Genomic DNA, 13,773 nt, shown 5'->3' with positions numbered 1-13,773 from the left:
CGTCATGTGCGGGTACAGGGCGTAGTTCTGGAACACCATGGCGATGTCGCGGTCCTTGGGGGCGACGTTGTTCACGACGTTGCCGCCGATGGAGATGGTGCCGGAGGTGATCTCCTCGAGCCCGGCGACCATGCGGAGCGTCGTCGACTTGCCGCAGCCCGACGGGCCGACGAGCACGACCAACTCTTCGTCCTTGATGTTAAGGTTGATGCCCTTGACGGCTTCAACGCCACCATCGTAAACCTTGCGGACGTTTTCGATATCTACGCGTGCCATGGAGACGCAAAGGGTATCGCAGGATCGGGACCGTGCCAAACCTCGACACCCTGTTGCCGCTTACGCCAGGGAACCAATGATCTTTTGCCTGGCGTCGTCGAGGGTGAGGTCCGCCAACCTTGCCCCCGCTGCCCGCACATGACCGCCGCCGCCGAAGGTGCTGGCAAGGGCGGCGACGTCCGGGCCGCCGGTCTTGCTACGGAAGCTGGCTTTCACGCCATCTTCGGTCTCGACCAACAGCACCGATGCCATCACGTCAGCGATCTGCAGCGGCCAGTTCACCACGTCTTCCGTGTCGGTGACGTTGGCACCATAGCGGGCGAAGTCGGCGAGTGTGCAGGACTGCACCGCGACGTCGCCGCGAACTTCCATCGACTGCTGCACGTCGGCCTGCAGGCGCAGGCGCTTTTCGGTTTCGGACAGATACAGCCTGCGGTAGATCGCATCGGTGTCGACGCCCGCATCGACGCAATCGGCGGCAAGCCGCAGCGTCGCGGCCCGGGTGTTCGGATAACGAAACCAGCCGGTGTCGCTGACCAGCGCGACGTACAAGGCCGCGGCGACGGTCTTGTCGAGTTCGCCGATGACCGTTGCCGCGATCTCGGCGGCGGCGGCGGCCTCGGTGTCGACCAGCTTCGCGTCCGCCCAGTCCTGCTGGGTGACATGATGATCCAGCACGAGCTTCCTTCCGCCCCACCCGGCCAACGCTTCCTCCATGCCCGGCAGCTGGTTCCACGTCCCTGTGTCACACACCAGCAGCGTGTCGAACGACGTCATGTCCGGGATCGTCTCGGTCCAATCCAGCCCGGCGTCGTCGTAGACGAAGCGATACTTGTTTGGCATCGGCGAGAGCAGCAGCCGCGTGACGGACTTGCCCCGCCGCGTGAGCCAAAGCGACATCGCGGCGGTGGTGCCCAAGGCGTCGCCGTCGGGGCGGACGTGGGTGGTGAGCAGGACGTTGGTCGCATCGGCGAGGTGTTCGTGGAACGTCACAAGCCAAGGTTAGCGCCGTCGACGCAGTAGCAGACCGAGTGCCGCGACCCCGATCACGCTCGGCTCCGGCACGCCGGTCACACTCGCCGGCAACGCCGCGAAAATCTCGTCGGTCAACAACCGATGCCCCGCGGTCGTCGGGTGGATGTCGTCCCAGAACAGAAACCCGTCCGCCTCGTCGAAGCCGAGACCCGCGCCCTGCGCATCGTCGGTGATGTTGGTCAAGCCGAATGAAGACGGGTCGGCGAGGATGTCGCCGAAGGCATCGAACACGTCAATCTCGATCAGCTCGACCGTGGGATGGTTCGTCCGGACGTCGGCCAACCCCGCCGCCAGTGCGGCATTGAACGCGATCGCGGCATCGTCAAACACCGACTCGTTCGCCGTGCCCAGCGCCCGCGGAGTTTGGCCCAGCGGCACGAGGTTCAGCACGGCGATGAACTGCGCACCGGCCGTCGCCAGATCGCCGGCCGACGATGCGATCGCCGCGGCGGCGTCGCCGTTGAACCCGTCGTCGTCACCATCGATGATGTCGTTGGACCCGCCCCAGACGACGAACAGTTCGTCGCCTTGCGGCACGTTCGAGCCGAGGTAGTCGGCCACCTGATTCTCGACCGACGGGATCACGCCGATGAAGTTGTTGCCCGCCGCCCCGGCGCCGCCGAACGCGAAGTTGTCGCCGCCGGCCAAGCTGTTCACCGGCGCGGGCAAGCCCAGGTCGGACGCGAGGTACTCGCTGAAAAGTTGCCCGTTCGAGAACCGGCCGTCGAAGTAGTTCGCCCCCGGCAGCAAGCCGAGGGTCAACGCGTTGACATTCCCGACGTCGCTGAGCGAGTCGCCGAAGAAAACGACGTCGGACACTTGGGCGAACGCTGTCGTCGACAACGAAACGGCAAGAACGGCAGTGGTGGTACGCATCATCTGGAGAGCGAGCATACCACAACCGAAAGCCCACGGCTTCAGCCGTGGGTCTGCGATACCGCCCGTCGACCCACGGCTGAAGCCGTGGTCTTTCGGATCGTCGCGAAATCCCGGTGCAACTGCTCGACCAGATGCTCCACCCCGTCGAACTTCACCTGCGGCCGGACCCAATGGTGCAGATCGACCGCGAGCGGCTTGTCGTAAAGGTCGCCGTCGAAGTCGAGGATGTGGACCTCGGTCTGGCGACGCATGCCGTCGAAGGTCGGCGTAACGCCGATACTGATCGCGGCGGGCTGGCCATCGACGCTGCCGGCGTAGACGCCGTCGGCGGGGACCAGTTGCCGGCTCGCGAGGTTGGCCGTGGGGATGCCGAGCTTGCGGCCCCGGCCGTAGCCGCGAATGACCTCACCGACGAGCCGATACGGCCGACCCAGGCAACGGGCCGCATCGCTCACCCGGCCGTGGGCGATGAGCCAGCGGATCAACGAACTGCCGACATCGACGACCGACAGATCGTGCAGCACCGCCGTCGCCGGCTCGATGGTGACGATCTCGGTGCCGCCGGCGTGCTGCCGCATCATCGCCACGTCGCCGCCGCGGGCCTTGCCGAAACGAAAGTCCTCGCCCTCCACGACCCGGCTCGGCCGAACCTCCTCGACCAACCGCTGCCAAAACGCCAACGGCGCTTGCCCCAGCACTTCCGGACTCGGCGGCAGCTCTAGCACCGCGTCGATCCCTGCGTCTTCCAGCAACGCGCGCTTTTGTTCCGCCGTCGAGAGCCGGGGTGGCGCGAGTTCCGGACGCAGCACCGTCGCCGGGTGCGGCTCGAACGTCACGATCGCCCTCGGCCCATCACCCAGCGCCTCGATGATCCGCTGATGCCCGAGGTGCAGCCCGTCGAAGTTGCCGATCGAGAGCGCCGCTCCGTTCGGCAGATCGGTGATCGCGTTCATCCCGTGCAACACCTGCATGACATCACAGTAGTTGCCAAACGAACATGTATGCCACACTCGCCACGACGATTGCCGGGGCGGCGACGTAGCGCGTCGGCTTCCACTTGCGTTGCAACCACTCGACGCCGACGGCAAACGCCCACAAGGCCGCGACGCCGATGACGAGCCAAGCCAGCTTCCCCGCGTCGGGCAACGGCACCGCGACCGACAACGCCGCCAACGGTGCAAGCAGATACACATGGGCCACGTACACCGGCAGCGCGTGTCGCCCCAGCGTCGCCATCGGCCGCATCGGCGATGCCAACCAACGCCACGCCAAACCCGTCCACCCGAAGATCGTCACGCAAAGCGCCAGGTACTTCACGAACTCCGGCACGCTCAGCACCTGCTTCCAGAAGACCAGTCCAGGGTTGATGTTCAACCCGTACTGCTCGTCGTAAGCCAGCAGGTGACACGTGACCGTGACCAACGATGCGGCAATGACGACCGCCAGCTTCCGCCGGTTCGGCCAGGCGTCGAAGCGCTTCAAGTAATACCCCGCCCACACACCGAGAACGAAGAATCCCTGCCAACGCAGGACCAGAAACGTGCTCTGCTCCGGCTTGTCCTGCAAGGGCAGCAGGAACGTCCCCGGCACCGCGATGTCGAGGCCGTACAACCCGGCCGAGATCAGCAGCAGCAACCAACCCAGCCCGCGCCGCAGCAGCCAAAGCATGCCCGGCGCCGCGAGCAGCATCACGACGTAGAACGGCAACAAGTCGTGCCCCTCGCGCAGCGTCACCACCTGCCACACCAACGGCCCCACCGGGTACTGCGGTGCGAGCAACGCATACGCCAGCAGCGTCATCGCGAAGTGGGCCACGAGCACCTCGCCGGCCCGACGATCCATGCGCAGATACGCGCCGTCACGCCTGCCGAACACCAAGCCGATCGTCATGCCCGAGACGAGGATGAACCCCGCCGCCGCGAAGCGGGTGTACTCGGCGAGCCACAACCACCAGTCCGGCGAAAACGCGATCGCCCCGCCGTGGACGAGGTGTGCAACCAGCATGTTCGCCAGGCACAACCCCCGCCAGCCATCAAGCCTGGTGTCGCGTTTCTTGGATTCGGTCAACGTCGAAGAGGATACGAAAAAGCCGGGACGCGTTCTCGCGTCCCGGCCGTGGTGTGTGGAAAAGGTGTTCGACTTACTCGTTCCGCAAGCTCATCAGCAGCCGCAGGACGTACCAGAACAGCAAGGCCACCGCGGCGAAGAGCGCGAGGCTCGCCGCGACGTGCTGGCCGATGCGGTAGTCATGCATCACCGCCGAGGTCTGATACAGGATCGACCCGCAAGCGAACGCGATCATGAGGACGGTGAACCAAAGCCCGAGCGTGAACCCGAAAGCGATGGACCCGATGATGCCAATCATCGCGCCGATGCCGACGATCATCAGAATGCCGCGGAGGAAACCGAAGTTGTATCCGGTGAGCATCACGAATGCCGTGAGTGATCCGAACATCACCACGGTGATGACCAGCGCCTGGAACAGAATGCCGTCGAACGCCGGCACCGTCGTCGCGATCCACAGCAACGGCACGAGGATCACCGCCTGGGCGACCACGTACAACGACAGCCCGGCGTATTGAATGCCGATCGACGTCGCGCTGCGGGCCATGCTCTCGGCGATCCAACTCACGAGCATGAACGCCCCGAGCACGATCAGCCAGCCCCACTGTCCGCCGAGCACGGTGCCGAAGATGGCGTTGAGCGTCTCGGCCGGCACGAGCGTCAGGATCGCGGTGTCGATCGCCGCCAAGGCGAGCACCGCGCCCAGCAAGTGCAGATACGTCTTGCGAATGAACGACCCCCGTGTCGCCTCCGGTGCGGCATACGCAAGGGTGCCGACCGTCTCACGCTGACCGAGGTACTCCGGTTGTTGATACTGGCTCATAGTGCCGGGAGTATATCGCCAAGCCATTGCGCGGGTACAGCTCAACTTACGGCGGTGAAGCTGATGTTGTCCCAGGTATAGCCGCCGGCGTCGGTCGTGACGTTGGCCTGAATCTCAATGCGGACCCGGCCCGGCGGAAGGTTGTCGACGGTCACGGCTTGGTCCACACCACCGCGGATCGTCGCCAGCATCTGGGCCGGCCCGTCGTCGATGCGGTAGAGCACATTGAGCCGGTCGACATCGGTCAATGTCCCGAAACTCGCCAGGTCGATGCTCAGCCGCGTCAGGTCGTTGGTCCGCGTCAACGGCGAGGTGTACCAAGTGCGGAAACCGTCGGTGTCCGTGGCACGGAACACGCCGTCCTGCACACTGAAGTTCGGCCCGCCACGGAAGGTGTTCCACGTCCCGCCGATGAACAATCCGTTGTCGTTGTTCGTGCCGCTGATCTGCCCCTGCGTGCTTCCGTCGGGCTCGTCGAAGGTCTCGGTCAGGCTTCCCTGGGCGACGTCCTTGCTCGACTTGGTGACGCGCACATCGGTGAGCGTGATCGTGCCGACCTTGGCTTGGAGCTGCACCTCAAGGCGCAGCGTCTGTCCGACCAGGCCCTCGGCAACCGCGGTAAACGAGCCGTCACTGCTTCGGATAAACGCGAACTGCGTGGACGCCCCGCCGTCGACGCGATAGAGGAACCGCGCCAAATCGTCGGGACCGAGCCCGGTCGCGGTGAAGTCGATCTCAACCCGGGTCGCCGCGCTGAGCGTATCGGTCTCGGCGATCGAGATGTTGCCGCCCGTGTACCAGCTGACGAAGCCGGCGGTGTTGGAAGCGCGGAGCTTGCCGTTGTCGACGGCGAAGAAGCCGTCGCCGACACCGCCGCGGAAGGTCTGCCACGGGATGACCGGATCGCCGTTGATGTTGTTGAGCGAGCCGGCGGTGCTGCCGTCGGATTCGTTAAAGCTCTCGGAAGCGATGGTGACTTGCTCATCCCCGTCGGTGCTGGCGTTGAGGACGGTTTCAACGTCCGAGCCGATGTTGTCCCGCTCGCCGGTGACGCCGTCGTTGGCAAGGCCGTCGAAGGTCACCCGCGCGCCGGTCCGATCGCCGTAGTCGACGGTGTCGCTTCCCGCACCACCGGCAAACACGTCGGCACCCGGACCACTCAGTAGCGTGTCATTCCCGTCGCCGCCGTCGATCGTCGACTGACCGCTGGAGGTCGCGATCCGATCGTCGCCAGCGCCGAGGTCGACGACGAACTCACCGGCGCTCAGTTCGACCACATCATCGCCCCCGCCAGCGTTGATCGTGGCCCGGGTGAAAGGCACGTCCGGGTCGATCACGAAACGGTCATCACCACCGCCAAGATCGACGCTGAACCGCGTTCCACCCTCGAACCGGCCCACCTCGACCGAGTCAACCAGGACGCTGACCCGCTCGAACCCGTCGCCGGGCGCTTCGATGATGCGAATATCGTCGGCCTGATCGGTGCCCACGATCTGCACCACGCCATCGGAGTCGCGGAAGACCTGCACCCCGTCGCCGGCACCGGGGATGAACAAGCGGAGGTTGTCGAACGTGACTTCGCCGGCAGTGAGATTGAAGCTGAACTCGAACTTCGGATCCGACGTCCGGCCATCGAGGCGTAGCGTCCGCTGGCCAGGCAGGTCGCCAATGTTCCGCTCACGCAGCAACTCGCCCGCGCCACGCAGCCACACGAACCCTTCCGCATCGTCGGACACGTTGATGTCGACGCGCACGCTGTAGGGCTGGTCGTTATCAAGATCGATCGTCGGGGTGAACCAGGAGACGAAACCGTCCGAAGCGCGCACGCGGAACACGCCATCGGCAACGCTCGCATTCGGGCCGCCGTTGGACGTCCGCCACGTCACCATTGCGCCGTTCGCCTCGTTGACGAAGCTGCCGGTCGTCGCCCCGGTCGGCTCGTCGAACGTCTCCTCGGCAAGCACCACATCCCCGCTCGGCTCACCAACGACCGTCGCACCCAACGCAACCTCGACGTCATCGCGGATGTTGTCGCCCTCGCCCTCGGCACCGTCGTTGGCGACGTTGTCGAAGCTGACGGCGAACGGCCCGCCGGAACGGCCGCGGTAGTCGACGGTGTCGGTGCCTGACCCACCGGTGAAGTCCTGTGCACCGAAGCCCGAGACGAGTGTGTCAGCCCCATCGCCGCCGAGCACAAACGCCGGCCCTTGGATGTCGAGAAGGTCGTTGCCGCCCTCGCCGTCAACCGTGACACTGGTGGGCTCATCGAAACTACTGGCATTTGAGATGCGAATCTCGTCGTCATCGGAACCGCCGAACACGATCAGTCGATTGTCGGTACCCCCCGCAACGATCGTGTCTTGACCCGGGCCGCCGCGCACCACACCCACTCGCGGCCCCTCGATCGGGCTGAACGACATGCGGATGTTGTCGTTACCGGCTCCGCCGTCCGCCGTGGCGCCTCGAGCCACGAGTTCGTCGTCGCCGTCTCCGCCGAACAGGTTGGCACCGAACGTCCCGGCTCGGAGCGTGTCGTTGCCGTCACCTCCGAAAAAGCTCCCGGTGAACAAGGTCCCGCCGATCAACTCGTCGTCACCCGCATCCCCGTAGGCGTCGACGCCAGAAACGTTCAAGGTGTCGTTGCCTTCACCCCCGAAGACGCCGGGTTGACCTTCGTCTCCAAACAGGGCGAGTGCCGCGTTAACGGACAGGCGGTCGTCGCCGGCTCCGCCGAAGACGGTGATCGCGCTGGTGCCACCCGAGAGCGTGTCGGTGTTGAGACCGACACCGGCGGTCACGACATCGTCCCCGTCGAGCGCGTCGATGCGCACACCGTCGACGTCCGCCACCGGGAACTCGGCGATGACGTTGGTGCCCGAAGACACGCGGTAGACGCCCAGAAAGTTCTCGGTCGCGGCGACACTCAAGTTGTCGTCGCCGGAGGTGCCGGTCACGACGAGGGTCCGGTCGATGACTTGTGCCGTGGGACCGCCAGTTGATGGGGCGGACGTGATGACGATGTCGTCGAGGAAGTACGTCGCGTCACCCTCGGCACGGAACTGCACCTCCAGGCGGAGCGTGCCGCCACTCAGACCGTCGATGCTGGGCGTGAACACGCCGTCGGTGCCACGGGTGAAGAAGAACTCCTGGTTAGGTCCGTCGTCGATCCGGTAAAGAAACCGCACCAGGTCGCGGTCGGTCAGATCACGACCGCTCAGGAACATCTCTACTGCCACGTTCTCAGCACCGGCGATGTCCAACGGCGTGGTGTACCAACTGACGAAACCGCTGGGATTGTCCTCTGTACCGCTCACGCGCAGGATGCTGGTGTCGCGCCCGTCAGCCAAACGGATGCCGCCCGCCGGTCCGTAGGTGCGCCACTCGCCGCTGGGCGTCAGATTGCCGCTTGTAGCGAATGGGGCTTCGTCGAAGAACTCGGTGTAGAGCGTGACGGATCCCGGCTCACCGACGACGCTCGCGCCCAGCGCAACCTCGACATCGTCACGAATGTTGTCGCCCTCACCCTCTGCCCCGTCGTTGGCGACGTCGTCAAAGGACACCGTGAACGGGCCGTCGGTGCGTGGGCGGTAGTCGACGGTGTCGTTGCCGGGACCGCCGGTGAAGTCGTCGCCGCCGACACCCGTGACGAGCGTGTCGTCGCCGTTGCCGCCTTCGACGATGTAGCCGGTGCCGTTGGTAACGAGGGTATCGTTGCCGTCGCCGCCGTGGAGGGTGGCGGGGTCGCCGAAGTTGCTGACGGAGATGAAGTCGTCGCCGCCCTGGCCGTCGAGTACGCCACGCAATGCGCTGACCGTGCGGAACTCGAAGCGGTCCGCCCCGTCGCTGCCGAGTGCTTCGCTCAGCGGAAACTCGCCGTAAACGTCTTCGACGAACAGTCGATCGTCTCCGCCGGCGAGGTCGATGACGATGTCGTCGACGTCGCGCAGCTGGAAGAAGTCCGGCTCACCGGTGGGGCCGGTGATCTGCAGTTCATTGTCGCGGAAGCCGCCGGGGCCTTCAGAGGGATTCACGATCGTCCACGTCTCGGCCCCGTCGGTGACGACGATCCGAAGCGTCTGCCCGTCGAGAAATGCGCCGGTCGGCGGCGCGTCGGCCGCGGTAACGGTGACGTTGTCAAGCGTGTACGTCCCGACGACCGCTTTGAACTGCACCTCGAGCTTGAGCGCGTTGCCGACAATGCCGTTGGCCGTGGCGGTGAGGCTCCCGTCGGTGGCACGCGTGAACGCGAACTGTTGCAACGCCCCGCCGTCAACGCGATAGAGAAAGTTGGCTAGATCGTCGGGCCCGAGACCGGTCCCGGTCAGGTCGATGCTGACGTCGACCGGGCCTTGCCCGCCGATGTCCAGGTCGCTTGTGAACCAACTGACGAAATCGGTCGTGTCCTCGATGACGAGCACACCGTCCCGCACTGCGATGCCGCCGTTGGGCTGGAAGGTACGCCAGATGCCGGTCGGTGTGAGGTTGCCGGTGGTGGCACCGTCGGGTTCGTCGAACGGCTCGGCGAAAAGCTGCTGCCCGTCAGTTGGCGGCTGGTTAACGATCGTTGCGCCAACGACTTCTTCGACATCGGTGCCGATGTTGTCGCCTTCACCGGATGCACCGTCGTTGGGCAGGCCGTCGAAGCTAACGAAGAACTCGCCGCCGTCGGAATCGTTGTAGCCGACGGTGTCCTGTCCAGGCCCGCCGGTGAACACTTCGGGTGTGCCGGGTCCATTGAAGAGGTAATCGTCGCCGGGACCGCCATTGACGTTCAATGTCCGGCCACCGGCGACGCGCTGATTGAACTCGAAGCGATCGTTACCCGCCCCGTCCTCGACATCCGTTTCGGATTCGTCTCGTACGCGAATCTGGTCATCGCCGTCGCCGCCGAAGATAAGTCCGTCGGCGTCGAAACGGTGGACGATAAAATCATCGCCGTCACCGCCGTGGATTTCGTTGACACCTGCCGAGCCGACCATGCGATCGGGTCCGAGGCCACCAAATGCTGTCACATCCAGGCCGTCGCCAATGCCGGTGTTTTGCTGAAACTCGTCCGACCCACCCAACAAGTCGACCCACACGCGGGTCGTGTCGTAGATGTCGTCGCCTCCGGCGAAGTTGTTGATGAATACCTGTGTGCCCAAACTCCCATCAGTCAGTTGGATGCTGCGAACCGCGATGTCATCGGCGCCCTGTGTGCCAGTGATCCGTAGCACACCATCGACCAGTTCGACCTGACTGGCCTCCGGGCCGGGTATTTGCTGGATACTGAGGTTGTCGATGGCAAACTGCCCTTGTGTCGCCAGAAGTTGAACTTCGAGACGCACGCTCCCGGGCGTAATGGCACTTGCGGTCGCCGTGAATCGACCATCCTGGCCGCGGACCAGAGCGATCTCTTCTGCCGGGGCAAATCTCGGAAAGAGGACGACCCGTGCGTAGTCATTGGGGCCGACGCCGTTGGCGGCCAGGTCAAGACTGAAATCGACGGTCCTATTCAAAGAGAGCTCGGTGTACCAACTGACGATGCCCGAGGTTTCTTTGGCAACCAAGGCACCGTCTCGCACCTCAAACGTGCCGTCCCCGACGTTGTCTCGGAACGTTTGCCAACCCGGCCCGCCGGATGAACCGAAAACATCTAACCTGCCAGAGGTGCTGCCTTCCGGCTCGTCGAAGGTCTCGCTGTATATCTCCGGTGCGAAGTCGCCGTTAAGCAACCGCCTCGTTTCCAACTGTTCAACAACGGCGGCGGCGGAGTTCTTGATGTGGGTGTGGGCGGTGGTGGTCATGGGTCTTTCGGTGGGTACAACTCATGGTCCGGCACGGCGGTGCCGTGCGAGGCATGGTGGCCCGGCGGCGGGGTCCGGTCGGCTGGGTGGGTGCAATTTCGTGCGATGTCCCCGCGTCGGCCGGCGCATAGCCGGTAGCCCTGATCGAAACTAATCCCCGCCCCAGGGGCGTCAATCAGCCATCTTGCCGCATTCTCGGACATTCCGACGCGACAAATCCGACGCGTTCGGTTCGCAACGGCGGTGCGGGTCGTACATACTGACGCCATGACGTGAGGCTGGTTACGCGGGATGACCGGCTTTTCCTTCTTTTCTTCTTCCCGCCCCAACACCGAGGACATCGCCCATGTGCGGCATCATCGCTTACGTCGGACGCAAGATCGCTCAGCCCGTTTTGATCGAAGGCCTCAAACGTCTGGAGTACCGCGGCTACGACTCGGCCGGCGTGGCCGTGCTCGATGCCGAGGGCAAGCTGCACCTGCGTAAAGCCGTCGGTCGAATCAGCGTTCTCGAGGATTCGGTCCGCAAGGGCGAGCCGTTGCCGCACTCGACCATCGGCATCGCCCACACCCGCTGGGCCACCCACGGCGGCGTCACCCATGAAAATGCCCACCCCCACCCCTCCGACGACGCCGGGCTCACGCTGGTCCACAACGGCATCATCGAGAACTACTCGGCCCTGAAGAAGTATCTCATCGGCAAGGGCCACACCTTCTCCAGCGAGACCGACTCGGAAGTTCTCGCGGTGCTGATCCGGGACGTGTACCTCGAACTCGTCGAGCGCGGTGAGGACGGCGGGCCGAGTGATTCGCTACTGCAGAAGGCCGTGCGGATCGCACTGCGTGAAGTGACCGGCACCTATGGCATCGCGGTCCTCTGCGCCGAGGAACCCGACACGCTGGTCGTGGCACGCAAGGGCTCGCCGATGATCATCGGCATCGGCGACGACGAGTACATCTGCGCGTCCGACGCCAGCGCCATCGTCGAGCACACGTCCTCGGTCATCTACCTCAATGACAACGAGATGGCTGTTCTGCGGCCAGACGGGCTGCGCACCACCACGCTCGACGATGAAGTAACCTCGCCGGTGATGAGCGAGCTGGAGAACACGCTCGAGGAGTACGAGCTAGGCGGGTTTTCGCATTTCATGGAGAAGGAGATTTTCGAGCAGCCGCTGGCGGTGAGCAACTGCCTGCGCGGCCGGGCCGATCCGCGGGAGGGTCGCATCGTCCTCGGCGGCGTGTCGGGCATGTCGCGCGAGCTGACCACCGCCCGCCGCATCATCCTCACCGGCCAGGGCACCGCGTTCCACGCCGGGCTCGTCGGCGATTACCTGCTGGAAGACCTCGCCAAGATCCCCGCCGAATGCACCTTCGCCAGCGAGTTCCGCTATCGAAACCCGATCGTCGAAGAAGGAAGCGTCTGCCTCGCGATCAGCCAGTCCGGCGAAACCGCCGACACGTTGGCAGCACTACGCGAAGCGCAGACCAAAGGCGCTCACGCGATGGGCATCGTCAACGCGGTCGGCAGCACGATCGCCCGCGAGACCGACTGCGGCGTCTACCTCCACGCCGGCCCGGAGATCGGCGTCGCCTCGACCAAGGCGTTCACCTGTCAGTGCGTCGTGCTCACGATGCTCAGCATCTACCTCGGCCGTCGCCGCAACATGAGCCAGCAGCAGTGCGAACAGCTCATCGCCGGGCTCTGCCGCATCCCGGAGCAGATGGAGTCGGTGCTGCAGCAGTCCGACCACGTCCGCCAGATCACCGAGCAGTTCGTCGAGCGTGACAACTGGCTTTTCCTCGGCCGCGGCTATCACTACCCCGTCGCCCTCGAAGGCGCGCTCAAACTCAAGGAAATCAGCTACATCCACGCCGAGGGCATGCCCGCTGCCGAGATGAAGCACGGACCGATCGCGCTGATCAACGACGGCATGCCCGTTGTCTTCATCGCCAACCGGGGCAGCCAATACGAGAAGGTCATCAGCAACATCGAAGAGGTCAAGGCACGCGGCGGGCGGATCATCGCCGTCGCCACCGAGGGCGACGAACAGATCAAGGACTACTCCGACCACGTCATCTTCATCCCGCACACCGCCGAGCCGCTGCAGCCGTTGTTGAGCGTCGTGCCATTGCAGTTGCTGGCGTATCACGCGGCGGTTCTGCGTGGGTGCAACGTCGACAAGCCGCGCAACCTCGCGAAGAGCGTGACGGTGGAGTGACATGCCGATCGACCCGAAGACGCTCACGTTCCTGCGCAAGCTCAAGCGGAACAACGATCGTGCGTGGTTCAAGTCTCACGCCAGTGATTGGGAAGCGGCGCGGTCCGACTTCCTCGCGCTAATCGCGGACCTCAAACCCGGCATCGAGAAGATCAGCGACATGATGTTCGTCGACGAGGCGAAGTCGGGCGGGTCGATGCTGCGCATCCACCGCGACGTGCGCTTCTCGAAGGACAAGTCGCCGTACAAGACGAACCTTGCGGCAGTGTTCGCCCACCTCGGCGTCGAGGGGAAAATGGACGCGCCGTGCATGTACCTGCAGGTGATGCCCGGTGGCAAGAGCTTCGTCGCGGCCGGGCTGTATGGGCCTGACTCGGCCCAGCTCAAGCGCATCCGCGCCGCCATCGCCGACGACCCGGCCGCGTGGCGGAAAGCCACGTCTGGCAAGGCGTTTCGCGAGCGCCTGACCCTCGTCGACGGCTCGCTCAAACGCCCGCCCAAGGGATTCGACCCCGACCACCCGGCCATCGAAGAACTCAAACGCAAGCGCTTCGCCGCCGCGTCCGTTGAGTTCACCGACGCCGACGTCTGCGACCCGGCGTTCACCCGGACCGTCCTCGCCCACTACCGCGCCGCCGCCCCGCTGCTGCGGTTCATCTGCGACGCGCTCAAGCTTCCGTTCTGACGGG

The 13,773-nt window shown here is 64.8% G+C and carries 9 protein-coding genes; 2 read left to right on the top strand and 7 right to left on the bottom strand.

The window, feature by feature from the left end; translation table 11 throughout:
• The 7 genes from AAGD32_06495 to AAGD32_06465 form a co-directional block, all read right to left on the bottom strand.
• The coding region (locus AAGD32_06495; GenBank protein ID MEM8873893.1) for an ATP-binding cassette domain-containing protein at positions 1-276 on the bottom strand (276 nt) is incomplete at its 3' end.
• Between the two features lie 60 nt (positions 277-336).
• The gene (locus AAGD32_06490; GenBank protein ID MEM8873892.1) at positions 337-1,269 is read right to left on the bottom strand and encodes a DHH family phosphoesterase; all 933 of its coding nucleotides are present in this window, start codon (positions 1,267-1,269) and stop codon (positions 337-339) included.
• A gap of 9 nt (positions 1,270-1,278) precedes the next feature.
• Positions 1,279-2,187: an SGNH/GDSL hydrolase family protein gene (locus AAGD32_06485; GenBank protein MEM8873891.1), complete on the bottom strand. Its 909-nt coding sequence runs from the start codon at positions 2,185-2,187 to the stop codon at positions 1,279-1,281.
• 41 nt (positions 2,188-2,228) lie between these two features.
• Positions 2,229-3,161, bottom strand: a complete 933-nt coding sequence (gene ribF / locus AAGD32_06480) for a riboflavin biosynthesis protein RibF (GenBank protein ID MEM8873890.1) — start codon at positions 3,159-3,161, stop codon at positions 2,229-2,231.
• Between the two features lie 4 nt (positions 3,162-3,165).
• A complete protein-coding gene (gene opgC / locus AAGD32_06475; GenBank protein ID MEM8873889.1) occupies positions 3,166-4,257 on the bottom strand; it encodes an OpgC domain-containing protein in 1,092 nt (363 codons plus the stop codon).
• A gap of 73 nt (positions 4,258-4,330) precedes the next feature.
• Positions 4,331-5,077, bottom strand: a complete 747-nt coding sequence (locus tag AAGD32_06470) for a Bax inhibitor-1 family protein (GenBank protein MEM8873888.1) — start codon at positions 5,075-5,077, stop codon at positions 4,331-4,333.
• Positions 5,078-5,118: 41 nt separating this feature from the next.
• The gene (locus AAGD32_06465; protein ID MEM8873887.1) at positions 5,119-10,863 is read right to left on the bottom strand and encodes a hypothetical protein; all 5,745 of its coding nucleotides are present in this window, start codon (positions 10,861-10,863) and stop codon (positions 5,119-5,121) included.
• 346 nt (positions 10,864-11,209) lie between these two features.
• On the opposite strand from AAGD32_06465, the gene glmS reads away from it, so the two are divergent.
• Both glmS and AAGD32_06455 read left to right on the top strand, forming a co-directional pair.
• Positions 11,210-13,084: a glutamine--fructose-6-phosphate transaminase (isomerizing) gene (gene glmS / locus AAGD32_06460; protein ID MEM8873886.1), complete on the top strand. Its 1,875-nt coding sequence runs from the start codon at positions 11,210-11,212 to the stop codon at positions 13,082-13,084.
• A gap of 1 nt (position 13,085) precedes the next feature.
• Complete coding sequence (locus AAGD32_06455) at positions 13,086-13,769, top strand: DUF2461 domain-containing protein (protein MEM8873885.1); 684 nt, start codon at positions 13,086-13,088, stop codon at positions 13,767-13,769.
• Positions 13,770-13,773 lie beyond the last annotated feature (4 nt).

It is taken from the genome of Planctomycetota bacterium, assembly GCA_039182125.1.
Lineage (GTDB): Bacteria > Planctomycetota > Phycisphaerae > Tepidisphaerales > Tepidisphaeraceae > JBCDCH01.
The sequence above is the reverse complement of the archived record's forward strand: the minus strand, read 5'-3'. Positions and strand labels throughout refer to the sequence as shown.

Excerpts from the sequence above, each read along its gene's own strand:
- AAGD32_06470 (MEM8873888.1), bottom strand. The coding sequence starts at position 5,077 with ATGAGCCAGTATCAACAACCGGAGTACCTCGGTCAGCGTGAGACGGTC.
- AAGD32_06485 (MEM8873891.1), bottom strand. The coding sequence starts at position 2,187 with ATGCGTACCACCACTGCCGTTCTTGCCGTTTCGTTGTCGACGACAGCG.
- AAGD32_06455 (MEM8873885.1), top strand. The coding sequence starts at position 13,086 with ATGCCGATCGACCCGAAGACGCTCACGTTCCTGCGCAAGCTCAAGCGG.
- AAGD32_06465 (MEM8873887.1), bottom strand. The coding sequence starts at position 10,863 with ATGACCACCACCGCCCACACCCACATCAAGAACTCCGCCGCCGCCGTT.
- glmS (MEM8873886.1), top strand. The coding sequence starts at position 11,210 with ATGTGCGGCATCATCGCTTACGTCGGACGCAAGATCGCTCAGCCCGTT.
- ribF (MEM8873890.1), bottom strand. The coding sequence starts at position 3,161 with ATGCAGGTGTTGCACGGGATGAACGCGATCACCGATCTGCCGAACGGA.